A 23,165-nucleotide genomic window follows, 5' to 3' on the forward strand; every position below is an offset into this window, starting at 1 on the left:
CTCACCGCCGCGTCGCGCGGATGGCAGCGTGCGGCCGCCGTCCCGGATCGACCCGGACGCGGACGTCCACCACGTCGAACCCGTGGTCGTCGAGGACCTCCGCCAGCGCGCTCGTCGGCCACCGGTACGCCGTGACGACCGCGTGGTCGAAGGACTCGATCGAGGGCCCCTCGAAGAACCCGACCAGCAGGCCGCCGCCCGGCCGGAGCACCCTGCGGAACTCGGCGAAGACCTCGACGACGCAGGACGGATCGTGGTGGATCACGGAGTACCAGGCGAGCACCCCGTCGACGCTGCCGTCGTCGAGACCGGTGGACTCGATCGCGCCCAGGCGGAAGTCGACGCCGTCGTGCGCGCGTCGTGCGTGCTCGACGAAGGGTGCGACCGCGTCGATGCCGATCACCGCGTGTCCACGATCCGCCAGGTGTGCGGCCCAGTGTCCCGGCCCGCACCCTGCGTCGAGGATGCGAGTACCGGATCCCGACGCCCAGGCCTCGACCTGTGTTCTGTCCTCGTCGTGGACGGCCGACATCGATCCGAGGAGCTCCGCGTACTCGCCCGCACGGTCGCCGTACGCGGCACTGACGTCGAGGTCCATCGTCCGACCGTACCGGCGCCGGTGGCAACGAACGGCAACAGTCGCCGTCGGCACCTCGGACGAGTTGCATGAACCGCATGTCGTCCAAGGGACTCGGCGTCGTGGCCGGGGCAGAACTGACCGAGGTGGTCCGCCGCGCGGGCGCCGACCACGTGGAGCCGACGATCGCCGGCAACCTCGCGGTCCGCGACGGAACGGGGTGGCGGCGGAACGAGGTCTACGCGGGCCAGCGGTTCCCGTCCTTCGCCATCCTGGTGCCGGGCGACCTCCCGCTGCTGACCACGGAGCTCGGGACGGTCCGGTCGTACTTCGAGTCGGTCCTGCCGATCGTGCGGTCGGTCGCGGACCCGGGCGCGACGATCGTCTTCGGGTCGGGGACCGCTCGGAACGCCCCCGACGGCATGGCGGGCGACGATGCCCTGCGCCGGTTCGGCGAGGTGGTCCGGACCGCGCGTGACGTGGCCGCCGCGAACGACCTGCGCATCGTGGTGGAGCCGCTGAGCCGCGCGGAGACGAACGTCCTGAACACCGTCGATGCGACGGTGACGTTCCTCGACGGAGCAGCCCTCGACGGCGTCGGCGTCGTCGCCGACCTGTTCCACATCCGGAACGAGGGCGAGTCCTTCGAGCTCCTGCGGCGCCACGGCGACCGGATCGGGCACGTCCACCTCAGCGACCCGGACCGTCGGCCACCCGGCGCGGTCGACGACGTCTGGCGGGAGTTCCTCGCCGCCGTGCACGACGGCGGGTACCGGGGCGCCGTCTCGCTCGAGTGCCGGTGGGCGCTCGACGCCGAGACCGCCGAAGCCGAGATCCGTTCCGCGCTGGAACGCGTCCGCAGCGTCACGGCCCCGGCCGAGGCCCGCACTGCTACAGCTTGAACGTCGCCCGCGGGATGTCGGACACGATGCGCCGCGCGGTGCGGACGGCGTCCTCCTCCGAGATCTCGTGCGTGACGACGAGCGACGCCAGGTACGCCGCGTCCGCTCGCCGCGCCATGTCGTGCCGCGCGGGGATGGAGCAGTACGCCCGGGTGTCGTCGATGAACCCGGAGGTCTTCGTGAACGACGCCGAGTCGGTGATCGCGGAGCGGTAGCGGCCGATCGCCGCCGGGGTGTCGATGAACCACCACGGCGCTCCGGCGTACACGGCGGGGTAGAAGCCGGCGAGCGGACCGATCTCGCGCGAGAAGACGGTCTCGTCGACGGTGAACAGCACGAGGTGGAAGCCCGGCGCGGTCCCGAAGGACTCCAGGAGCGGCCGCAGCGGCGTGGTGAAGGACCCGACGGCGGGCAGGTCGTGGCCGGTGTCCGGGCCGAAGCGTTCGAGCGTCGGCGCGTGGTGGTTCCGGATGACGCCGGGGTGCAGCTGCATGACGAGGCCGTCCTCGACGCTCATCTCGGCCCAGCGGTAGAGCATGTCGTGCCGGTACGCGGTGGCGTCCTCTGTCGAGACGTCGCCGCGGAGCGCCGCTGCGTGGATGCGCTCACGGTCGGTGACGGACAGGGGCGTGGACCCGGCGTCGAGCACCCCGGTGTCCGTGGCTGTCGCGCCGTGCTCGATGAAGTACTGGCGACGTGCGCGCAGTGCTGCCAACAGCCCTGCGTGGGTGCCCGTGTCGATGCCGGCGGCCTCGCCGACGGACGCGACCACGGGCCTCCAGTCTGATCGTGACGGGTCGAACACGGCGTCCGCGCGGAACGTGGGGACCACCCGGCCGGTGAACGTGGGGTCGGCGGCGAGCTGCGCGTGCGCGGCGAGGTCGGCGGCGGGGCCGTCGGTGGTGGCGAGGACCTCGATGCCGAAGGTGTCGAACAGCGCGCGCGGGCGGAAGGCGGGCGAAGCCAGCAGACCGGCGATGTGGTCGTACTGGGCGTCGGCGTTCGCCGCCGACGGCTGCTCCGTCAGTCCGAAGACGTCGTGCAGCTCGGTCTCGAACCAGTAGCGGACGGGGGTGCCGAGGAAGTCGTCCCAGTGGTCCGCCAGGTTCCGCCAGATGGCGCGACCGGGAGGCACGGGGCTGGTCCCCGACAGGTCGGCGCGTCCCAGCGCGGCCAGGTCCACCCCGTTCGCGTGCAGCAACCGGAGCACGTAGTGGTCGGGCGTGATGAGCAGCGACGCGGGATCGCTGAACGGCTGGTCGGCGGCGATGAGCGCCGCGTCGACGTGTCCGTGCGGGGAGATGATCGGTGCGTCCTTGACCGCGTCGTAGACGGTCCGCGCCACCTGACGCGCACCGGGGTCGGCGGGCAGCAGCCGGTCGGGGTGCGGCGCGAGACGGGTGGCGGTGCTGGTCTGGGTCATCATCGACTCCTTCGAGAACGGTACGGACGGCGGGGCGCGGCGGGGGCCGGCGGGTGCAGCGGGCGTGCGCGAGTGTCAGGCGGGCGCGGGACCCGTCGACTCCCGGACGGTCAGGTGGGTGGGCAGTGCGACGGCGCCGGTCATGTGCTCACCGGGCAGCTCGTCGGCGGGGATCGCACCGAGCCGGCCGAGCAGCATCCGGATCGCGACCCGGCCGGCGCGTTCGATCGGCGAGGTCATGGTGGTGAGCGGCGGGTTGCAGAAGTCGGCACCGAAGATGTCGTCGCAGCCGACGATGCTCATGTCCTCGGGGACGCGGACGCCCCGTTCCCGCAGCCGTGCGAGCATGCCGATCGCGATCAGGTCGTTGAAGGCGATGCAGGCGGTGGCCCCGGCGTGCACGGCGGCGTCGGCGGCTGCGGCTCCGGAGTCGACGAAGGGCGCGTGCGGCCCGATGCGGGCGACGCGGACCCCGAGGCGCTTCGCGACGCGCACGAGCGCCTTCCACCGGCGTTCGTTCGACCACGAGCTGTCCGGACCGGCGACGTAGAGCACGTCGCGGTGGCCCAGGGAGACGAGGTGCTGCACGGCCTGCTCGACGCCGCCGGGGGTGTCGATGAGCACCGAGGGCACCCCGGCGGGGCGACGGTTGACGACGACCAGGGGGATCCGCTCGGCGAACCGGGCGATCTGGGCGTCGGACAGGCGTGAGGCGGTGAGGACGACGCCGTCGGCTTTCGCGCCGATCGAGCTCAGGGTGGCGAGTTCGGCGTCGGCGGACTCCTCGGTGTCGACGAGCAACTGCGTCCACCCGGCGCCGGCGAGCTGGTGCTGCGTGCCACGGATGACGTCGAAGTAGAACGGGTTCGTGATGTCGGAGACGAGCACGGCGACGGCCCGGGTGCGGCCGGACGTCAGGGCGCGTGCCTGCGAGTTGGCGACGTAGCCGAGTTCGCGGGCCGCTCGTTGGATGCGCTCCTGCGTGGTGTGGTTCACGCGGTCGGGCAGCGAGAGTGCGCGGGACACGGTCGACGGGGCCACGCCGGTCGCGTCGGCGATGTCCCGGATGGTCACACGTCGGGCGGCGCTGAAGCCGGTGCCGGCGCTCGTGTCGGCGTCGGTGCCGAAGCCGCTGCCGGCGCCGGAGACGTCGATGTCTGTGTCGCTCACGAGGCCGAACGTATTCGCGTCTGGCAACAAGTGGCAACCGGTTGCCGGATGTTGCCAACGGCGGAACAGTGGTGCCACCGGGCAGCGCCGCCCGGAGGAGGTCTCGAGGAGGAAGCCCCCGGATGAACAGAACACGGCTGAAGCCCCGCACCCTCGTCGGTGCCGTCGCGGTGATCGCCCTCGCCGCTCTCTCCCTGCAGGGCTGCGCCGTCGTGAACGGCAGTGGCGACGACCCGAACACCCTCCGCGTGATGATGGGCGCGGACACCACGTACCCCAAGGAGCGCAAGCAGTGGCAGCAGGACACCGCTGCCGAGTTCAAGCGCACCACCGGTGCGGACATCCAGTGGGAGACCTACTCGTCCGCGCAGGAGGAACTGACCGCGATCCAGACCAGCGTCATCTCCGGCCAGGGCCCCGACGTCTACGCCATCGGCACCACGTTCACCCCGACCGCCTACGCCACCGGTGCCTTCGTCGAGATGGGATCGAAGGAGTGGCAGGCCATCGGCGGCAAGGACCAGTTCGACCCGGCCTCGTTCGGCATCTCGGGGCAGAGCGACTCGAAGCAGATCGGGATCCCGTTCGCCAGCCGTCCGTTCGTGATGGCCGTCAACAAGGACCTCCTCGCGAAGGCCGGCATCACCGACATGCCGACCACGTGGGACGAGCTGACCGAGGACGCGAAGGCCACCACCGGTGACGGCCGGCACGGCCTGGCGATCGCCTACGCTGACGGCTTCGACCCGTGGAAGTTCGTGTGGGGCATGGCGCAGAACGCCGGCAACACCATCGTCTCGAAGGACGGGAAGGCCGAGATCGACAGCGACGCCGTCGAGAACGCGTACCGGACCTACTTCGACTGGGTCACGAAGGACGGCGTCGTCGACAAGGCCGCGATCGGCTGGAACAACGCGCAGGCCCTGGCCCAGTTCACCGAGGGCAAGGCCGCGTTCTTCCCGATGACGACCACCACCGCGATCAACTCGTTCAAGGACACCAAGGTCGACGGCAAGTACGAGTTCGCCCTGCTCCCCACCGTCCCGCCGGGTGCGAGCGAGCGGCCGGCCGACGGCATCGAGGCGGCGAGCATCCTGTCCGGCGACAACTGGGTGGTGGCCGACTACGGCACCAAGCAGCAGCTCTCCTTCGACTTCGTCAAGCAGCTCAGCGCACCGAAGGCGCAGCTCGAGTACTACGACCTGTTCGGCAACCTGCCGACCAACGCGTCCGCCGCCGCTGACCTGGCCGCAGACAACCCGCAGCTGGAGCCGATCATCGACGCGGGCCGCCTGTCGAAGCCCACCGCCTTCACCGGCGCCTGGTCCGACATCCAGCTCGCCCTGGTCGACGTGGTCGTGCAGTCGATCCCGTCGCTCAAGAGCGGCGAGGTCACCGACGACCAGCTCCGCAAGCGCCTGCAGGACGCCCAGAAGGACGCCCAGTCCACCCTCGACCGTCAGAAGAACGGAGGTCTGTGATGACCAGCACCCAGACCAGACCGCCGCAGCGCACGGAGCAGACGGTCCGCCCGCACGGCACGACGCCGCTGTACAAGAAGGAGCGTCCGCTCTGGATGCTCATCCCCGGCGGGGTCCTCATGCTCGCCGTCATCGTGGTGCCGCTCCTGGTGGGCTTCTACATCGCGATGCTCGACCTGGACCAGTACACGCTGCGGCAGTGGTTCAGCGCCCCCTTCATCGGCCTCGCGAACTTCACCGAGGCCTTCACGAACTCGCCCCTGCTCCACTCCATCTGGATCTCGGTGTCGCTGTCCGTCCTGGTCACCGCGGTCACCGTCCCGATCGGCGTCGCGGCCGCGATCTCGACGCAGAACCGGTTCCCGGGGCGCGGCCTCGTCCGGTCGATCTACCTGATCCCGTACGTGCTGCCCGCGTTCGTCGTCGGCACGTTCTTCCGCACGATGCTGCAGCCGCAGGGCGTCGTGAACTCGATCCTGCACACCGACGTGCTCTGGCTGAACGGCTCCGCGTCGTACTGGGCGCTGGCCGGCGTGATGATCTGGACGAGCTGGCCGTTCGTCTACCTGCTGTCGCTCGCCGGGCTGCAGGCCGTGGACAACGAGGTGCACGAGGCCGCTGCGCTCGACGGGGTGACCTGGTGGGCGAAGCTGCGCTACATCATCTTCCCGTACCTGCGCGGGCCGCTCAGCCTGGCGGTGATCATCGCGATCCTGCACAACATCAACAACTTCACCCTGCCGTTCGTGCTGTTCGGCATCCCGCTGCCGTCGAGCGTCGAGGTCATGCCCGTCCTGACGTACATCGCGAGTTTCCAGTCGTTCCGCTTCGGTCTGTCCGCGGCCATGGCGATCTGCTCCCTCGTGATCGTCGCCATCCCGCTGTTCGTCTACCTGCGAGCCGTCAAGCTCGACACCGGTGACGACGCGGGCCCCAACCGGAAGCAGCGCCGCGCCGACCGCGCCACGCTCGCCGCCGCCCCGACCGCCGCCGACATCGACGGAGCACGAGCATGAGCGCCCAGAGCACATCCTTCGCCGGCACCACCAGGACCCGCCCGACGTCGACCCTGACCGAGAGCATCACCGCGCCCGGTCGACGCCACAAGCGCCCCTACGACACCGACGTCACCCGGCTCCTGCCCCGCTGGCTGCTCATCCTGGTGATCGCGATCATCATCGCGTTCATCGCCGTCCCGGTCCTGTACATCCTGTTCGGCTCGGTGAACTCGGACGTCGCGGTCGCTCGCGGCGAGTACTTTCCGTCCGAGTTCACGCTGTCGAACTACGTCGAGATCTGGTCGACGGTCGCCCTCGGCGAGGGGCTGGTCAACTCGATGCTCACCGCCGGCGCGGTCGCCATCGCGAGTGCGGCGCTCGCCGTGTCCACCGCGTACGTGCTGGTCCGGTTCCGGTTCCTCGGCCGCCTGACCATCCTGCGCGGGCTCCTCGCGCTGCAGTCGATCCCCGGCACGCTCCTGCTGCTGCCCGTGTTCGTGGTCTTCTCGAACATCGCCAGTGCCACGGGCGTGCAGATCATCGGCACCCGCTGGGGTCTGTTCGTCACCTACCTGACGTTCGCGCTGCCGTTCTCGACCTGGGTGATGGTCACCTACCTGCGTGGTCTGCCCAAGGAACTCGAAGAGGCAGCGCGCATCGACGGCGCCTCGAGCACGAAGATCCTGACGAAGATCGTCCTGCCGTTGTCGTGGCCCGGCATCGTCGTCTCGGCGATCTTCGCCTTCCTGCTCGGCTGGAACGACGTCCTGTTCTCCACGATCATGACGACCCCGAACACCCGGACGGTGGCCGTGGTCCTGCAGGTGCTCGGCACCGCGCAAGAGGGCGGTGCTGTCCCGATCTACGGCCAGATGATGGCCGCCTCGATCGTCTGCGCCGTGCCGGTCGTCGCCCTGTACCTCATCTTCCAGCGCTACCTGGTGGGCGGTCTGACGGCCGGCTCCGTCAAGTGAGCGCGGCAGTCACCGCAACCCAGAACCGGACTGGAGGCCCGTGGCGGCCCCGCCACGCGCCTCCCGTCCGACACGAAAGGACACCATGACCGACCAGCCCACGTGGGAACTCTCCGGCTTCGGCGACGAGATCGACGCCGACCCCGTCGTCCAGGTCGCGGTCCTGCAGGCGCTCGGCGCGAGCGCCATCGAGGTCCGCAGCGCCTGGGGCGTGAACGTCGTCGACCTCGACGAGGACCAGCTCGCCGGACTCCACCGCCTGCTCGAGGAGCGCGGACAGACCGTGTCCGCCATCGCCTCGCCGATCGGCAAGGTCTCCGTCGACGAACCCGTCGAGCACGAGGTCGGACGGCTCGGTCGCGCGATCGCCGCCGCGCACGCCCTCGGCACCACGAACATCCGGATCTTCTCGTTCTACTTCGAGGGCCGGCAGCCGGAGGACGTCCGCGACGACGTCCTCGTCCGGATGCGCGCCCTGGCCGACCTCGCCGAGCGCGAGGGCGTGACCCTGCTGCACGAGAACGAGAAGGACATCTACGGCGACGTCCCCTCGCGCGTGCTCGACATCGTCGAGAGTGTCGGGTCCCCGGCGCTCCGACTGGCCTGGGACAACGCGAACTACGTGCAGTGCGGCGTCAAGCCGTTCACCGACGGGTGGGCGCAGCTCGCGCCCTACGTCGACTACCTGCAGGTCAAGGACGCCCTGGCCGCCGACTCGTCAGTCGTCCCAGCGGGCGAGGGCGACGGCGAGCTGCTGCAGACCCTCACCGCGCTGCGCGACGCCGGCTACTCCGGCTACGCCTCGCTCGAGCCGCACCTCAGCGACTTCACCTCCCTCGGCGGGTTCTCCGGCCCCGCGGCCTTCGGTCGCGCCGGTCGTGCCCTCCGCACCCTCACCGACCAGATCGGAGTCACCCTGCGATGACCACCCCACTGAAGTTGGCAGTCGTCGGCGCCGGCGTCATCGGACGCCACCATGCCAAGGTCGCCGTCCACCACCCGGACCTGCAGGTCGTCGCCCTCGTCGACGCGATCCCCGCCGCCGCCACGAGCGCCGCCGACGAGATCGAGGCGATGGGCGTCACCCGCCCCGTCACGACGGCCACCATCGAGGAGGCGATCGCGCAGACCGACATCGACGTCGTCGCGATCTGCTCGCCCTCCGGCATGCACGTCCAGCTCGCCGAGGCCGCCCTGGCCGCAGGCAAGCACGTCGTCATCGAGAAGCCCCTCGACACCACGATGCCCCGGGCCCGGCAGATCGCCGCGCTCGCCGCGGCCGCCCGCGACCGTGGACTCGTCACGAGCGTCATCAGTCAGCACCGCTTCGACCCGGCCTCGGCCGCCGTCGCCGCAGCCGCCCACGACGGCGGGTTCGGCACCGTGACCTCCGGCCTGGCGAGCGTCGCCTGGTACCGGTCGCAGGGCTACTACGACTCCGGCGACTGGCGCGGCACCTGGGCGCTCGACGGTGGTGGCGCCGTGATGAACCAGGGCGTGCACACCGTCGACCTGCTCGTCTGGGCACTCGGCCGTCCGGTCGAGATCTCGGCACAGACCGGGCTGCTCGCGCACGACCGCATCGAGGTCGAGGACACCGCCGTCGCCACCGTCCGGTTCGCCGGCGGCGCGCTCGGCGTCATCCACTGCACGACCGCCGCGTACCCGGGCCTCTCCGCCCGCTACGCCGTGTACGGCACGCACGGGTCCGCGATCGTCGACGACGACCGCCTGGCCTACTTCCACATCGCACCCGACGCCGCGACCCTCGAGTCCGCGTCGACCACCTCGAACGCCTCGGCGGTCGCGGGCGCGGTCGACCAGAAGGACGACGTCGTCCCGCCGGAGCACGTCGTCGGCGGCCCGGCCGAGCCCGACCACTTCGCCGCAGGGCACGGCCGGCAGTACACCGACATCGTGGCCGCGATCCGCGAGGGCCGTGAGCCCGGCGTGACCGTCGACGCGGCCCTCGTGTCGCTCGCCACCGTCCGCGGGCTGTACGTCAGCGCGACGCTCGGGCAGCCCGTCCGGATCGACGACGTGATCGAGGGCAAGTACGACGACGTGGTGCCCGTGGTGGGCGCCCACGAAGGAGCAGTCCGATGAAGTTCTCCGTGTTCACCGCCTCGACCCCCGACTGGACCCCGTCGCAGGCCGCCTCGACGCTGGCCGAGCAGGGCTGGGACGGCGTCGAGTGGCGCATCGTCGACGACCGCCCCGCGGACGGCACCGTCGTGCCCGCCGGTCGCTCGTTCTGGGCCGGCAACAACTCCACGTGGCAGTTCACCGGCATCCAGGACCAGGTCGGCGAGATCGCGCGGATCACCGACGCCGCCGGCCTCGAGTACTCCGGCATCGGCGGGTACCAGCAGGCGGCGGACCACGAGGGCGTCGAGACGATGCTCCGCGTCACGAGCGAGCTCGGCGCCCGCCAGGTCCGGATCTCGATGCCGATGTACCGGCAGGAGAAGGAACGCACCGGCGAGACGTACGGGCAGATCTTCGACCGCACCCGCGCCGACCTCGAGTGGGCGGTGACCCGGGCGACCGAGCTCGGCGTCAAGGCGCTCGTCGAGCTGCACCACATGACGATCACGCCCTCGGCCTCGGCGGCGCTGCGGCTCGTCGACGGCCTCGACCCGGAGCACATCGGCGTCATCCACGACCTCGGCAACCTGGTCATCGAGGGGCAGGAGGACCACCTCGCCGCGTTCGAGCTCCTCGGCCCGTACCTCGCGCACGCCCACGTGAAGAACGCCCGCTGGGTCGACACCGGCGACACCCGCGCCGACGGCAGCACGATCTGGCAGAACGAGTGGGCGCCGCTGCGCACCGGGCAGGCGTCCGTCTCCGAGTACCTCGACGCCCTCCGCCAGGTCGGCTACGACGGCTGGGTCACCATCGAGGACTTCTCCACCGACCTGCCCCTCGAGGCCCGCACCGCCGACAACCTGGCGTACCTGCGGTCCCTCGTCCCGGTGTCGGCATGACCGATCGCCGACCCGGCATCGTGCACCTCGGCATCGGCGCGTTCGCACGCGCCCACCTCGCCTGGTACACGGAGCGGGTCTCCGGGGACGCGTGGGGGATCACCGCGTTCACCGGGCGCTCCCCGGACGCGGCGGACGCCCTCACCGCGCAGGACTGCCGGTACACGCTGGTCACACGCGCGGCGACCGGCGACGCCGCCGAGGTGGTCGACACGATCGTGGCCGCCCACCCCGGCAGCGACGACACGGCCTGGAGGCACGTGGTGGCGTCCCCGGAGACCACCATCGTCACGCTGACGGTCACCGAGCAGGGCTACCGGTCCGGTTCCGACGTCCCCGCCCGGTTGGTCGCGGGGCTCGACGCCCGGCGGACGGCCGACAGCGGGCGCATCGCGCTGGTCAGCCTCGACAACCTGACGCACAACGGCGCGGTGCTGCGCGAGGCCGTGCTGGGTGCCACCACCGACCCGGACCTGCACGCGTGGATCGAGGCGAACGTCTCGTTCCCGTCGTCGATGGTGGACCGGATCACCCCCGCGACCACCGACGCCGACGTCGAGGGCCTCGCCGCCCTGCCGGGAGCGCTCGCCGGCGACCGAGTGCCCGTCGTCACCGAGCCGTTCGCGGAGTGGGTGCTCGAAGACGCCTTCGACGGGATCGACCGCCCCGCGTGGGAGACCGCCGGCGTGCGCATCGTCGACGACGTCACCCCGTACGAGCAGCGGAAGCTCTGGCTGCTGAACGGCTCGCACTCGCTGCTCGCGTACCTCGGGCTCCAGCGCGGGCACGAGACCGTCGCCGCGGCCATGGACGACCCGGTGTGCCGTGCCGCCGTCGAGCAGCTGTGGGACGAGGCCGCCCGCGAACTGCCGCTGCCGTCCGACGAGGTCGCCGCCGCCCGCACTGCTCTGGAGGACCGGTTCGCGAACCCGCGCATCCGGCACACTCTGCGGCAGATCGCCTCCGGTGGATCGCAGAAGCTGCCCGTCCGGGTCGTCGACGTCGTGCGGCGCCGCCTCGAGCGTGAGCCGTCCGCCGGCATCGGGCCCGGCGCCGCGACCGCGATCGCCGCGTGGTGGCTCCACGTCACGACGCAGCCCGACCTCGTGGACGACCACGGAGCCCCCGGGGCAGACTCGGACGTGCACGACGTGCTGCGCGTCATCGCCCCCGACCTCGACACCACCGACGTGGTCGACGCGATCACCACAGCGGCCGACGACATCCGAGCGGCGGGCACCGCCGCACGCACCACGACCAGCACCGCCCGAACGAGCACCGCCCGAACGAGCACCGACGAAGGAGTCCACGCATGACCGACACCACCACGAACCCCGCGGCCCCGGTGCCGGGCGCCGCCGACACCGGCGCGGCGACCGGGCACACCTCCGGGCGTCCGGACACGTGGGCGTCGGCCGACCGCGGCCAGCTCATCGAGCGCGCCGAGGTGATCGTCACCAGCCCGAACCGGAACTTCGTGACGCTGAAGATCACGACCGCCGACGGCGTCACGGGCCTTGGCGACGCGACGCTGAACGGCCGCGAGCTCGGCGTCGCCGCGTACCTGTCCGAGCACGTCGTGCCGCTGCTGATCGGCCGCGACGCCAGCCGCATCGAGGACGCCTGGCAGTTCCTGTACCGCTCGTCGTACTGGCGTCGCGGCCCGGTCACGATGGCGGCGATCGCGTCGGTCGACATGGCGCTCTGGGACATCAAGGCCAAGGTCGCCGGCATGCCGCTGTACCAGCTGCTCGGGGGCGCCTCGCGCACCGGGCTGATGGCGTACGGGCACGCCTCCGGCAAGGAGCTCCCCGAGCTGTTCGACTCGATCCGCGAGCACCAGGAGGAGGGCTACCGCTCGATCCGCGTGCAGACCGGCGTCCCCGGTCTCGAGAGCATCTACGGCATCGCCTCGAACAAGACCACCGAGGGCAACGAGGGCGTCCGGTACGACTTCGAACCGGCGCAGCGTGGGGCCTTCCCCGCCATGGAGGACTGGGACACCCGCGCCTACCTGCGCCACGTGCCCACCGTGTTCGAGGCCGTCCGGGGCGAGTTCGGACCCGAACTGCCGCTGCTGCACGACGGGCACCACCGGATGACCCCGCTGCAGGCCGCGAAGCTCGGCAAGTCGCTCGAGCCGTACGACCTGTTCTGGCTCGAGGACTGCACCCCCGCCGAGAACCAGGAGGCGCTCAAGCTCGTCCGGCAGCACACCACCACACCGCTCGCGATCGGCGAGGTCTTCAACACGATCTGGGACTTCAAGGACATCATCCGCGACCAGCTCATCGACTACGTCCGCGGAGCCGTCACGCACATGGGCGGCATCTCCCCGCTCAAGAAGACGATGGACTACGCCGCGATGTACCAGATCAAGTCCGGGTTCCACGGGCCGACCGACATCTCGCCCGTCGGACTGGCCGCGCAGATGCACCTCGGGATGGCGATCCACAACTTCGGCATCCAGGAGTACATGCAGCACGGGCCGCAGACGAACCAGGTGTTCCAGCAGACCTTCACCTTCACGGACGGCTACCTGCACCCCGGTGACGAGCCCGGCCTCGGGGTCAGCCTCGACGTCGACGAGGCCGGCAAGTACCCGTACGAGCAGGCCTACCTGCCGTTCAACCGTCTGGCCGACGGCACCGTCCACGACTGGTAGCGGGCAAGCTGGGGGCATGGAGTTCGCGGACGTCGCCAGGGAGCTGTTGCTCATTGCGCCGGGGGACTTCGTCGCCGAGCGCACGGCCCGCCAGCGCGCGGTCCGGAAGGACGACCGCGACCTGGCGGCGGCGATCGGGAAGCTCCGGAAGCCCGCACCGGCAGCGTGGGTCGTGGACCTGCTCGCGCACGACGGCGCCCTCGACGACGCGGTCAACCTCGGGCCAGCCCTCCGCAAGGCGCAAGCCGACGCCGACCCTGGAGCGATCCGGACACTCCGACAGCAACGCTCCGAGGTGATCGAGGCGTTGACGCAGGCCGGGGCCGACCTCGCCTCGGACGCCGGACACCCCGCGACGTCGGCCGTGCTCGACCAGGTGCGCGCGACGATCGAGGCGGCGATGGCCGACCCGCACGCCGGAGCCGCCGTGCGTTCGGGGCTGCTCGTGACGCCCTTGGAGAGCGTGGGGTTCGACGCGGTCGACCTGGACGGGGCGCTCGCGGATCCGGACGCGGTGCCCGACGCCTGGTCCGGCAGCGATGCCCCACCCATCCCGATCACCCAGGCGAGGGGCGCGCGGAAGGCGAGCCGTGCCTCCCGGTCGACGGAGACGGAACCCCAGGACGAACCGCAGCCGGACGCCCAGCCCGAGCCGAAGCGTGACCCGGCCGCTGAGCGGAAGGCCGCACGCCAGGCGGAGACCGCCGCCCGGAGCGAGTCGCGGGACGCCGACGCCGCACTCGACGCCGCGGAGGCGGACCTCGAGCAGGCCGAGGAGCGCCGGGCCGGCCTGCAGCGCGAGCTCGAGCAGGCCGACGCCGAGGTCGCGCGGTCGGAACAGGCGCGCGACGCCGCCGAGGCCACGAGCAACGACGCCCGCGAGCTGCTGGCGGCCGCGCAGGAGCACCGTCGCACCCTCGGTCGCTGACCCCAGTACGCCGGGAACGCCCTCCGCGCACGCTCCGCTGCCCGGATCGTTACACAACAGTTGTCGTTCTTGACGAGCGGCGTTGGAGCGGTCTAACGTCGGACACCATGCTTCGGGCCGGCGATGGTCCGCCGGGATCCGTCTCCGCATCAGCACGGGGCGCCCCGGGTACAGGACTCGCATCATCGCCGACGCCCCGACCGCCCGCAGCCACTGCGCGGGCGGTCGGGTGCGTGGCGCGCGGCGCACCCCGGAGACATGCCGCGATGCCGGGTCGAGCACTCCGGGGCCCCTCCAGGAGAGACGACACATGTCGGAACCCCGCACCAACCGCACCACGACCCTGACCCCGCCGAACGGCGTGACGACCGCCCCACCGGCAACCGCACCACCGGCTGCCGGGCGCGAGGGCTTCATCGCCCGCCTCGGCATCCCGCACCCGCTGCGGTGGGGCTTCCTCGGTGTCCTCGTCTTCATGACGGGCGACGGCATCGAGTCGAACTTCATCGCTCCGCACATCGCCGCGGCCCTCGGCTCGGGCGGCACGGACAGCGCCGCGATGGTCATCGGCATCTACGGCGTCGCCGTCCTGGTGGCGTCCTACTTCGCCGGCGTGCTCTCCGAGCTGTGGGGCCCCCGCCGCGTCATGACGATCGGGGCCGTCCTGTGGGTGGTGTTCCAGGTCGCGTTCCTCGCGGCGCTGCCCACCGGGTCGGTCGGGCTGATCGCCCTGACGTACTTCCTGCGCGGACTCGGGTTCCCGCTGTTCGCCTTCTCGTTCCTCTGCTGGGTGAACCACACCGTGGCGCGCGACCGGAACGCCACGGCCGTCGGCTGGTTCTACGTCGTCTTCACCGGTGGCCTGCCGACGCTCGGCTCGCTCATCGCGATCGGCAGCATCCCCGCGTTCGGCGGCGGCCACACGGGTGAGACGTGGTCGATGGCCCTGTCGCTCGTCCTGGTCGTGGCGGGCTGGGTGATCGTCCGGTTCGGCGTGCACGAGCAGACCGGGCTCGGCCGCATCGCCCCGCGCTCCCACTCCGCCGCACGGGTCATCGCCAGCGGCATCGAGGTCTGCATCACGCGCCCCAAGGTCCTGCTCGCCGTCCTGATCCGGCTCGTCAACACGGCGCCCGAGTTCGGCATGTTCGTGATCATGCCGGCGATCATCGGCACCGAGCTCGGGTGGGGCCAGTCGAAGTGGCTCACGATGACGGTGATCGTCTACGCCGGCAACATCCTGTTCAACGCCTTCTTCGGCGCCCTCGGCGACCGCATCGGCTGGATCCGCACCGTCAAGTGGTTCGGCATCGGCGCCTCGGCGATCGGGCTGCTGGCCTGGTGGTACGTCCCGCACCTGGTGCCGGCCGGTTCCGAGTGGGGCTTCTGGCTCGCCACCGCCGCGGGGACGGTGTTCGGCATCATGCTCGCCGGGTTCACGCCCATGGGTGCGATCGTCCCCGCCTTCGCCGGCGAGGAGCGCCGCGGCGCCGCGATGGCCATGTACGCCACAGCAGCCGGCGGTGCGACCTTCCTCGGCAACGCCGTGGTCAGCGCCGTCCTGCCGTGGGGTGGCCCCGGTGGCGTGGTCTGGACGTTCGTCGGCCTCTACGTCCTCGCCTTCGTGGTGCTGTCGTTCCTCAAGGTGCCGAAGGAGGCGGTGGCCGCGGGGCACTGAGGCACGACACGCCCGGCGGGTGCTGGTAGAGTCGGTGATTGACTTCGGCGAGGGCCGCGACAGCGGCCGTGATCGACGCGGTGGGAGACCCGGCCCAGCCCAGGGAACGTTCCTCACGCGTGCACGCGTTCGAGTTGCAACACCACAGACCCCCACGATGCCGGACCGCCGGTGTCGACCCCCGAGACCAGGAGGCACCATGGCCGACTACACGAAGCTCGCAGCGGACGTCCGCACCAAGTTCGGCAAGGGTGCAGCGCGCAAGCTCCGCGCCGCCGACAAGATCCCGGCAGTGGTCTACGGCCACGGCACCGAGCCGAAGCACATCTCGCTGCCCGGTCACGAGACCATGCTGCTCGTCCGTACCGCCAACGCGGTCGTCGACCTCGACATCGAGGGTGCGGCCCAGCTCGCCCTCGTCAAGGACGTCCAGCGTGACCCGGTGCGCCAGATCATCGAGCACATCGACCTCGTGGTCCTGCGCCGCGGCGAGAAGGTCACGGTCGACGTGCCCGTCGTCATCGAGGGCGAGTCGTTCTCCGGCACGATCCACGTGCAGGACCTGAACACCGTCTCCCTGCTGGTCCTCGCGACCGACATCCCGGAGCACGTCGTCGTCAACGTCGAGGGCCTCGAGGACGGCGTGCAGATCCACGCCGCCCAGCTCGAGCTCCCCGAGGGCGCCGAGCTCGAGACCGACGCCGAGGCGCTGGTCGTCGCGATCGTCACCCCGCGTGGCACCGCTGACGACGACGCTGCGGACGAGGCCTCGGCCGAGGCCGGTGCCGAAGCCGGTGCCGAGGGCGGCTCCGAGCCGGTCGACTCCGAGTAACACCCCTTCGAAGACATCTGGTCGACGCTGTGGCGGATCGAACGTTGGTCGTGGTCGGACTCGGGAACCCCGGGCCCGACTACGCCGGCAACCGGCACAACGTCGGCCAGATGGTCCTCGACGAACTCGCCGCCCGCATGGGTGCGCGGTTCAAGAAGCACAAGACGCCGAACCAGGTCGCCGAGGGGCGCCTGGTACCCGGCGGTCCGCGCCTGGTGCTGGCGAAGCCGGGCTCGTTCATGAACACCTCGGGCGGACCGGTCTCGTCGGTCCTCGGGTTCTACAGCGCCACCCCGGCCGACCTCGTCGTCGTGCACGACGAGCTCGACCTGCCGTTCGACACCGTCCGCCTCAAGGGCAGCGGGGGTCACGGCGGGCACAACGGGCTGCGCGACATCATCAAGGCCACCGGCACGAACGAGTTCACGCGCGTGCGGGTCGGCATCGGTCGTCCGCCCGGTCGTCAGGACCCCGCCGACTACGTGCTGCGTGACTTCTCCGCAGCCGAGAAGAAGTCGCTGCCCGTCCTGCTGGCCGACGCCGCGGACGCGGTCGAGGCGATCGCCGAGGTCGGACTCGTCGCCGCGCAGCAGCGGGTGCACGCACCGTCCTGATCGCGCTGACCGATCCCGGCCGTGTTCGCCCGTCGCGCACCACGCGGGCGGTGTCGGTGGGGGCCGGTACCATCTCCTGAGTGACGATCTCGGGCATCATCCCTGCGCTCTCGCGCGCCTCCGCGTTCGATCGCGTGCTCCGCGCCGCGCCTCGTGACGCCGACTTCTCGGTCGTCGACGGCCTGCGGGTCCCGCTGCTCGGAGCACTGATCGCCGAGCGGAACGGGCCGCAGTGCGTGCTCGTGATCACGGCGACGGGGCGCGAGGCCGAAGCCGTCCGCGACGCCCTCGGCAGCTACGTCCCCGACGCCGACGTCCTCGAGTTCCCGGCGTGGGAGACCCTGCCGCACGAACGCCTCAGCCCGAGTGCCCAGACCGTCGGCACCCGCATCGCGACGCTCCGCAGGCTCGCGTCCTGGTCCGCCGCCGACGCCGACGACCGCCGCACCACCATCGTCGTGGCGAGCGTCCGCGCAGCGCTGCAGCCGATCGCCGCCAACCTGACCTCGCTCGCGCCCGTCGTGCTGCGCACCGACTCGCGCGGCAACGACCTGGCCGCCATCGCCGCGAAGCTCGTCGACATGGCCTACGCCCGCGTCGACCTCGTCACGCGGCGCGGTGAGTTCGCGGTGCGCGGCGGCATCCTCGACGTCTTCCCGCCCACCGCGGACCACCCCGTCCGCGTCGACTTCTTCGGCGACGAGATCGAGGCCGTCAAGGCGTTCTCGGTCGCCGACCAGCGCACGACCGAGGACGACCTCGGCTCGGTCGAACTCACGGCCTCGCGCGAACTCCTGCTCAGCGACGACGTCCGGCAGCGGGCGCGCGAGATGCTCCACGAGTTCCCGAACCTGTCGCAGATGCTCGCGAAGATCGCCGAGGGGATCCCGGTCGAGGGCATGGAGTCCCTCGCCCCCGCGCTCGTGCAGGACCTCGTCCCGATGACCTCGTACCTGCCCGAAGACGCCACCATCGCGGTGTTCTCGCCCGAGCGGGTGAACGGTCGCGCGAACAGCCTGGCCGAGACGAACACCGAGTTCCTGCAGGCCGCGTGGAGCGCCGCGGTCGCCGGGGCCCAGGCACCGATCGACCTCGACGCCGGCAACTTCCTGACGGTGCAGCAGCTCAAGAACACCCGTGGGCAGCGCACCTGGTGGACGGTGTCACCGTTCGACTCCGGTCTCGACGAAGGCGACGGCGCCCGTGTCCTCACCGACGCCGAGGCGGCGAACGAGGCCGGCGAGTACATCCGCGTCCGCGCCGAGGCCGTGCCGAGCTTCGCGGGCAGCGCCGACGGCGCGATCGCGCACGTCAAGGCGCTCACCGATGACGGGTGGGCGGTCGTGGTGACCGCCCAGGGCCAGGGTCTGGTCGAGCGGGCGGTGCAGGTCCTCGCCGACGCCGGGGTCGCAGCCCGTGCCGAAGCCCTGCCCGCGCCTCCCGAACCGGGTGTCGCCATCGTCACGACGGCCACCGTCGAGCACGGCTTCGCCATCCCGGATCCGCGCATCGTCGTGCTCAGCGAAGCGGAGTTCTACGGCCGGAGCGTCCAGCAGGGCGCGCGCACCGTCAAGAAGCTCGCGAGCCGTCGCAAGAACGTGGTCGACCCGCTGCAGCTCAAGCCGGGCGACGTCGTCGTGCACGCGACCCACGGCATCGGCAAGTTCGTGGAACTGGTGAGCCGCGAGGTCAGCTCCGGCGGCCGCAACGCGGTGAAGACGCAGCGCGAGTACCTCGTGCTCGAGTACGCGCCGTCGAAGCGGAACTACCCCGGCGACAAGCTCTTCGTGCCCACCGACCAGCTCGACCAGCTGTCGCGGTACGTCGGCGGCGAGTCCCCGACCCTGTCGAAGATGGGCGGCTCGGACTGGTCCGCTGCCAAGTCGAAGGCCCGCAAGGCCGTCCGCGACATCGCCGTCGACCTGGTGAAGCTGTACTCGGCGCGGATGGCGTCGAAGGGGCACGCGTTCGGCCCGGACACCCCGTGGCAGCGCGAGCTGGAAGAGGCGTTCCCGTTCGCCGAGACCGCCGACCAGCTCACCACCATCGACGAGATCAAGCGCGACATGGAGCGGCCGATCCCGATGGACCGCCTGCTGTCGGGCGACGTCGGCTACGGCAAGACCGAGGTCGCGATCCGTGCCGCGTTCAAGGCGGTGCAGGACGGCAAGCAGGTCGTCATGCTCGTGCCGACGACGCTGCTCGTCCGCCAGCACATGGAGACGTTCCAGGAGCGCTTCGCCGGGTTCCCCGTGCACCTGCGCGCCCTGAGCCGGTTCCAGTCAGAGAAGGAGTCGAAGGAGACCATCGCCGGCCTCGCCGACGGCACGGTCGACATCGTCATCGCGACCCACCGGATCCTGTCGCAGGGCATCACCTTCAAGGACGTCGGGCTCGTCATCATCGACGAGGAACAGCGGTTCGGCGTCGAGCACAAGGACCAGCTGAAGAAGTTCAAGACGAACGTCGACGTCCTGGCGATGTCGGCGACCCCGATCCCGCGGTCGCTCGAGATGGCCGTCACCGGCATCCGCGAGATGTCGACCCTCGCCACCCCGCCCGAGGACCGGCACCCCATCCTGACCTTCGTGGGGCCGCAGTCCGACCTGCAGGTGGCCGCCGCGATCCGCCGCGAACTGCTGCGCGAGGGTCAGGTGTTCTACGTGCACAACCGTGTGCGGGACATCCAGGGCGTCGCCGCGCACCTGGCCGAGATCGTGCCCGACGCCCGCATCGCCGTCGCGCACGGGCAGATGTCGGAGAGCACCCTCGAGCAGGTCATGGTCGACTTCTGGGAGCGCCGCTTCGACGTCCTGGTGTCGACGACGATCATCGAGACCGGGCTCGACATCGCGAACGCGAACACGCTCATCATCGACAAGGCCGACAAGTACGGGCTGTCGCAGCTCCACCAGCTGCGCGGTCGTGTCGGCCGTGGTCGCGAGCGCGGGTACGCGTACTTCCTGTACGACTCCGAGAAGCCCCTGTCCGAGACCGCACAGGACCGCCTCGAGACGATCGCGGCGAACAACGAGCTCGGCGCGGGCATGCAGGTCGCCATGAAGGACCTCGAGATCCGCGGCGCCGGCAACCTGCTCGGTGGCGAGCAGTCCGGGCACATCGCGGGCGTCGGGTTCGACCTGTACCTCCGGATGATCGGCGAGGCCGTCTCGCAGTTCCGCGGTGACGTGGCCGAGGGGCAGACCGAGCTGCGGCTCGAGATCCCGGTGGACGCGCACATCCCCGAGGACTACGTCGAGTCCGAGCGGCTCCGGCTCGAGGCGTACCAGAAGCTGTCAGCGGCCTCGGCCCCGACGGCGCAGCGGGACGCCATCGACATGGTGCTCGACGAGCTCACCGACCGGTACGGGCAGCCGCCGCAGGCCGTGCAGACGCTGGTCGAGGTCTCCCGCCTGCGTCGCATGGCGCAGCAGGTCGGGCTGTCCGACGTGGTGGTCATGGGGTCGAACCTGCGCGTGGCGGGCAAGGAGCTCGCCGACTCGTCCCAGGTGCGGCTCAAGCGGATGTTCCCGGGCGCGAAGTGGTTCCCGCAGCAGAACGCGGCGAGCATCCCGATGCCGCGGCCGCACGACCAGGCGCTGCCGGACGACGCCCTGATCCAGTGGGTCGAGAGCATCCTGACCGCGGTCTACGGCGCGACGGCGCCGGCGGAGGCGCCGGCCGCGTAAGGGGCGGCGAACTTCGACCCGGAACGACGTCCTCGATGTCGTACGACAACGAGAACGTCGTTCCGAGTCGGACCGCGGCCCGCTACTCGGTCGCCTCGGCCTCGGACAGCTCACGCCGCCCGCGGTACGCCCGCGCCCGCAGCGTGACCACGATCGCCGACGCGACGATCGCGATGCCGGAGCCGACGAGCACGGCGAGCACGCCCTCGTCGAGGACCTCCTCGCTCCGGGCGAACGCGAGCTCGTTCATGAGCAGCGAGACCGTGAACCCGATCCCACCGAGCACCCCGACGGTGATGATCGAGAAGAACGACAACGATGACCGCCCCGGTGAGCGGAAGAGTCGTGTGGCGACGACGCCGAAGAGCGTGATGCCGATGACCTTGCCGACCGGCAGCGCGATGACGACCGCCCAGAACGTGGGGGAGAGCTCGCCGATGCCGACGGCGGGGATGACCACCGCGGCCGAGACGAACGCGAACACCGGCAGCACGATCGCGTTCGACCACGGCTCGACGTTCTCGTGCAGGGTGTGGCCCGGACGGCGGGGGAGCACGAGCCCGAGCGCGACGCCGGCGATCGTGGCGTGCACGCCGGAGTGGTGGACGAGCCACCAGGTGACGAGCCCGACCAGGACCATGGCCACGATCAGGAGCGTCTGACCGCGGCGCCCGGGCCGGAGCATCCGACCGAGCACCCAGAACACCGCGAGCGCGACGACCGCACCGCCGAGGGCCAGGAAGTCGGTGTCGTGCGCGAACACGACGGCGATGATGATGATCGCGATGAGGTCGTCGAGCACCGCGAGTGCGAGCAGGAACACCCGGATGCCGCTCGGCAGCCCACGACCGAACATCGCCAGGACACCGAGGGCGAACGCGATGTCGGTCGCCGTCGGGATCGGCCAGCCGTGCGTGTACGGGGTGCCCGCGGTGACGAGCAGGAAGATGCCCGCCGGGACGAGCACGCCGCCGACCGCCGCGATGGCCGGCACGATCGCGGTCTTCGGGTTCGACAACTCGCCGTCGACGAGTTCCTGCTTCAGCTCGATCGCCACGAGCAGGAAGAAGACCGCCAGCAGACCGTCACTGACCCAGTGCGCGATCGACAGGTCGAGGCCGACGGCGCCCAGGGGCGGATGCGCGTCGAGCAGAAGTTCGAGGCCGGGGCCGACGGGGGAGTTCGCGACGACCAGGCCGAGCACGGCGGCGGTCAGGAGCGCGATGGCGCTGAAGCGGGGGGAGCGGACGAGGGACGACATGGATCTCCGTCTCGAGGGGTCGGGTGGTTGTCCGTCGACCAGACTTCCCGACACACCACGACCAGCATACGTGGGTGAGACGATGGCGCGATGACCGCCGTACCGGACCTCGTGACCGTCGTCGACCGCCTGCTCGCCGAGGACGGAGGCTGCGTCTGGAACCGTGCGCAGACCCACGCCACGCTCGCGCGCTACGCGGTCGAGGAGTCCTACGAACTCGTCGACGCCATCGACGACGGCGACCCGGACGACGTCCGCGAGGAGCTCGGCGACGTCCTGTACCAGGTCGTCCTGCACGCCGGGATCGCCGAACGTGCGGGGGAGTTCACCCTCGAGGACGTCGCCGCCGGGGTCCGCGACAAGATGGTCCGTCGACACCCGCACGTGTTCGGCGACGAGACCGCGGACACCGTCGACGACGTGGTCCGGGTGTGGCGCGCGGCGAAGGCTGCGGAGAAGTCGGCCCGGACGAGCGCCCTCGACGGCGTCCCGCGCGCGATGCCGCCACTGGAGCGGGCCGTCAAGCTGCTGGAGCGCCTGGACGAGCACGGTGCGGCCGACGCGGCCGTCGCGTCGGTCCTGGCCGCCGCGCCCGTCGCGTCCGGCTCGGCTGCTGACCGGGAGGCCCGTGGCACGTCCGCCACGTCGGCTGCGGCACCCGGAGCGGGGACCGCTCGGGCATCGGTCGGGTCGCCGGCACCGGCCGACGGTGCGGGGGCGGTGGACCCGGCGTGGGGGATCGCGATGCTGGCAGCAGTCGCCGGAGCGGTGCGGGACGGGATCGACCCGGTCGCGAGTCTCCGCACGGCGGTCGCTGCGCTCGAGGAAGCCGGCCGCGCGGCGGAGTGAGTGCGCGGCAAACGAGAAGGGCGCCCTCCTAACCCGAAAAAGGAGGGCGCCCGTGAGCGGGTGGGCACACCCCCAGGGAGAGGTGTGCACGCAGAACCCGCTCGAGTCGCGGGACACACTGCAGCACGGTGCCC

Annotated in this window: 19 protein-coding genes; 15 read left to right on the forward strand and 4 right to left on the reverse strand. The window is 71.1% G+C overall.

Annotated features, from left to right (window positions below; all coding sequences use genetic code 11):
- Position 1: 1 nt before the first annotated feature.
- Positions 2–598: a class I SAM-dependent methyltransferase gene (locus DEJ14_RS04315; protein WP_111084842.1), complete on the reverse strand. Its 597-nt coding sequence runs from the start codon at positions 596–598 to the stop codon at positions 2–4.
- A gap of 77 nt (positions 599–675) precedes the next feature.
- Between DEJ14_RS04315 and DEJ14_RS04320 the strand changes: the two genes are divergently transcribed.
- Entirely contained in the window at positions 676–1,479 is an 804-nt protein-coding gene (locus DEJ14_RS04320) for a sugar phosphate isomerase/epimerase family protein (protein WP_181437472.1), read from the forward strand.
- Here DEJ14_RS04320 and uxaC read toward each other — a convergent pair.
- A complete protein-coding gene (uxaC, locus tag DEJ14_RS04325; protein WP_111084840.1) occupies positions 1,469–2,902 on the reverse strand; it encodes a glucuronate isomerase in 1,434 nt (477 codons plus the stop codon). The genes DEJ14_RS04320 and uxaC overlap by 11 nt on opposite strands.
- 75 nt (positions 2,903–2,977) lie before the next feature.
- Positions 2,978–3,976, reverse strand: coding sequence for a LacI family DNA-binding transcriptional regulator (locus DEJ14_RS04330; protein ID WP_111084911.1), 999 nt, complete (start codon positions 3,974–3,976; stop codon positions 2,978–2,980).
- Positions 3,977–4,194: 218 nt separating this feature from the next.
- Between DEJ14_RS04330 and DEJ14_RS04335 the strand changes: the two genes are divergently transcribed.
- From DEJ14_RS04335 to mfd, 13 genes are all read left to right on the forward strand, one after another.
- The gene (locus DEJ14_RS04335; RefSeq protein ID WP_111084839.1) at positions 4,195–5,553 is read left to right on the forward strand and encodes an ABC transporter substrate-binding protein; all 1,359 of its coding nucleotides are present in this window, start codon (positions 4,195–4,197) and stop codon (positions 5,551–5,553) included.
- Positions 5,553–6,569 (forward strand): carbohydrate ABC transporter permease, encoded by a 1,017-nt coding sequence (locus DEJ14_RS04340; protein ID WP_111084838.1) that lies wholly within the window; start codon positions 5,553–5,555, stop codon positions 6,567–6,569. The genes DEJ14_RS04335 and DEJ14_RS04340 overlap by 1 nt, the downstream gene beginning before the upstream one ends.
- Positions 6,566–7,525: a carbohydrate ABC transporter permease gene (locus tag DEJ14_RS04345; RefSeq protein WP_181437471.1), complete on the forward strand. Its 960-nt coding sequence runs from the start codon at positions 6,566–6,568 to the stop codon at positions 7,523–7,525. The genes DEJ14_RS04340 and DEJ14_RS04345 overlap by 4 nt, the downstream gene beginning before the upstream one ends.
- 85 nt (positions 7,526–7,610) lie before the next feature.
- Positions 7,611–8,450 carry a sugar phosphate isomerase/epimerase family protein gene (locus DEJ14_RS04350; RefSeq protein ID WP_111084837.1) on the forward strand — a complete coding sequence of 280 codons (840 nt, stop codon included), beginning with the start codon at positions 7,611–7,613 and terminating at the stop codon, positions 8,448–8,450.
- Complete coding sequence (locus tag DEJ14_RS04355) at positions 8,447–9,631, forward strand: Gfo/Idh/MocA family oxidoreductase (protein ID WP_111084836.1); 1,185 nt, start codon at positions 8,447–8,449, stop codon at positions 9,629–9,631. Before DEJ14_RS04350 ends, DEJ14_RS04355 begins: the two co-directional genes overlap by 4 nt.
- Complete coding sequence (locus DEJ14_RS04360; RefSeq protein WP_111084835.1) at positions 9,628–10,515, forward strand: sugar phosphate isomerase/epimerase family protein; 888 nt, start codon at positions 9,628–9,630, stop codon at positions 10,513–10,515. The genes DEJ14_RS04355 and DEJ14_RS04360 overlap by 4 nt, the downstream gene beginning before the upstream one ends.
- A complete protein-coding gene (locus DEJ14_RS04365) occupies positions 10,512–11,831 on the forward strand; it encodes a mannitol dehydrogenase family protein (protein WP_111084834.1) in 1,320 nt (439 codons plus the stop codon). The genes DEJ14_RS04360 and DEJ14_RS04365 overlap by 4 nt, the downstream gene beginning before the upstream one ends.
- Positions 11,828–13,180, forward strand: coding sequence for a D-mannonate dehydratase ManD (manD, locus tag DEJ14_RS04370; protein WP_258373222.1), 1,353 nt, complete (start codon positions 11,828–11,830; stop codon positions 13,178–13,180). Before DEJ14_RS04365 ends, manD begins: the two co-directional genes overlap by 4 nt.
- A 16-nt stretch (positions 13,181–13,196) precedes the next feature.
- A complete protein-coding gene (locus DEJ14_RS04375; protein WP_111084833.1) occupies positions 13,197–14,108 on the forward strand; it encodes a hypothetical protein in 912 nt (303 codons plus the stop codon).
- A gap of 310 nt (positions 14,109–14,418) precedes the next feature.
- A complete protein-coding gene (locus DEJ14_RS04380) occupies positions 14,419–15,786 on the forward strand; it encodes an RbtT/DalT/CsbX family MFS transporter (RefSeq protein ID WP_111084832.1) in 1,368 nt (455 codons plus the stop codon).
- Between the two features lie 199 nt (positions 15,787–15,985).
- Positions 15,986–16,618 carry a 50S ribosomal protein L25/general stress protein Ctc gene (locus DEJ14_RS04385; protein ID WP_111084831.1) on the forward strand — a complete coding sequence of 211 codons (633 nt, stop codon included), beginning with the start codon at positions 15,986–15,988 and terminating at the stop codon, positions 16,616–16,618.
- Positions 16,619–16,647: 29 nt separating this feature from the next.
- Entirely contained in the window at positions 16,648–17,232 is a 585-nt protein-coding gene (pth, locus tag DEJ14_RS04390; protein ID WP_111084830.1) for an aminoacyl-tRNA hydrolase, read from the forward strand.
- Between the two features lie 80 nt (positions 17,233–17,312).
- Entirely contained in the window at positions 17,313–20,921 is a 3,609-nt protein-coding gene (gene mfd / locus DEJ14_RS04395; RefSeq protein ID WP_111084829.1) for a transcription-repair coupling factor, read from the forward strand.
- Positions 20,922–21,003: 82 nt separating this feature from the next.
- Here the strand turns inward: mfd and nhaA are convergent, their stop codons facing one another.
- Positions 21,004–22,182: a Na+/H+ antiporter NhaA gene (nhaA, locus tag DEJ14_RS04400; protein ID WP_111084828.1), complete on the reverse strand. Its 1,179-nt coding sequence runs from the start codon at positions 22,180–22,182 to the stop codon at positions 21,004–21,006.
- A 90-nt stretch (positions 22,183–22,272) separates the two neighbouring features.
- Here nhaA and DEJ14_RS04405 point away from each other — a divergent pair, with 90 nt between their 5' ends.
- Positions 22,273–23,031 carry a MazG family protein gene (locus DEJ14_RS04405; protein WP_111084827.1) on the forward strand — a complete coding sequence of 253 codons (759 nt, stop codon included), beginning with the start codon at positions 22,273–22,275 and terminating at the stop codon, positions 23,029–23,031.
- The last annotated feature ends 134 nt before the right edge of the window (positions 23,032–23,165 follow it).

This window comes from Curtobacterium sp. MCJR17_020 (assembly GCF_003234365.2).
Classification (GTDB): domain Bacteria; phylum Actinomycetota; class Actinomycetes; order Actinomycetales; family Microbacteriaceae; genus Curtobacterium.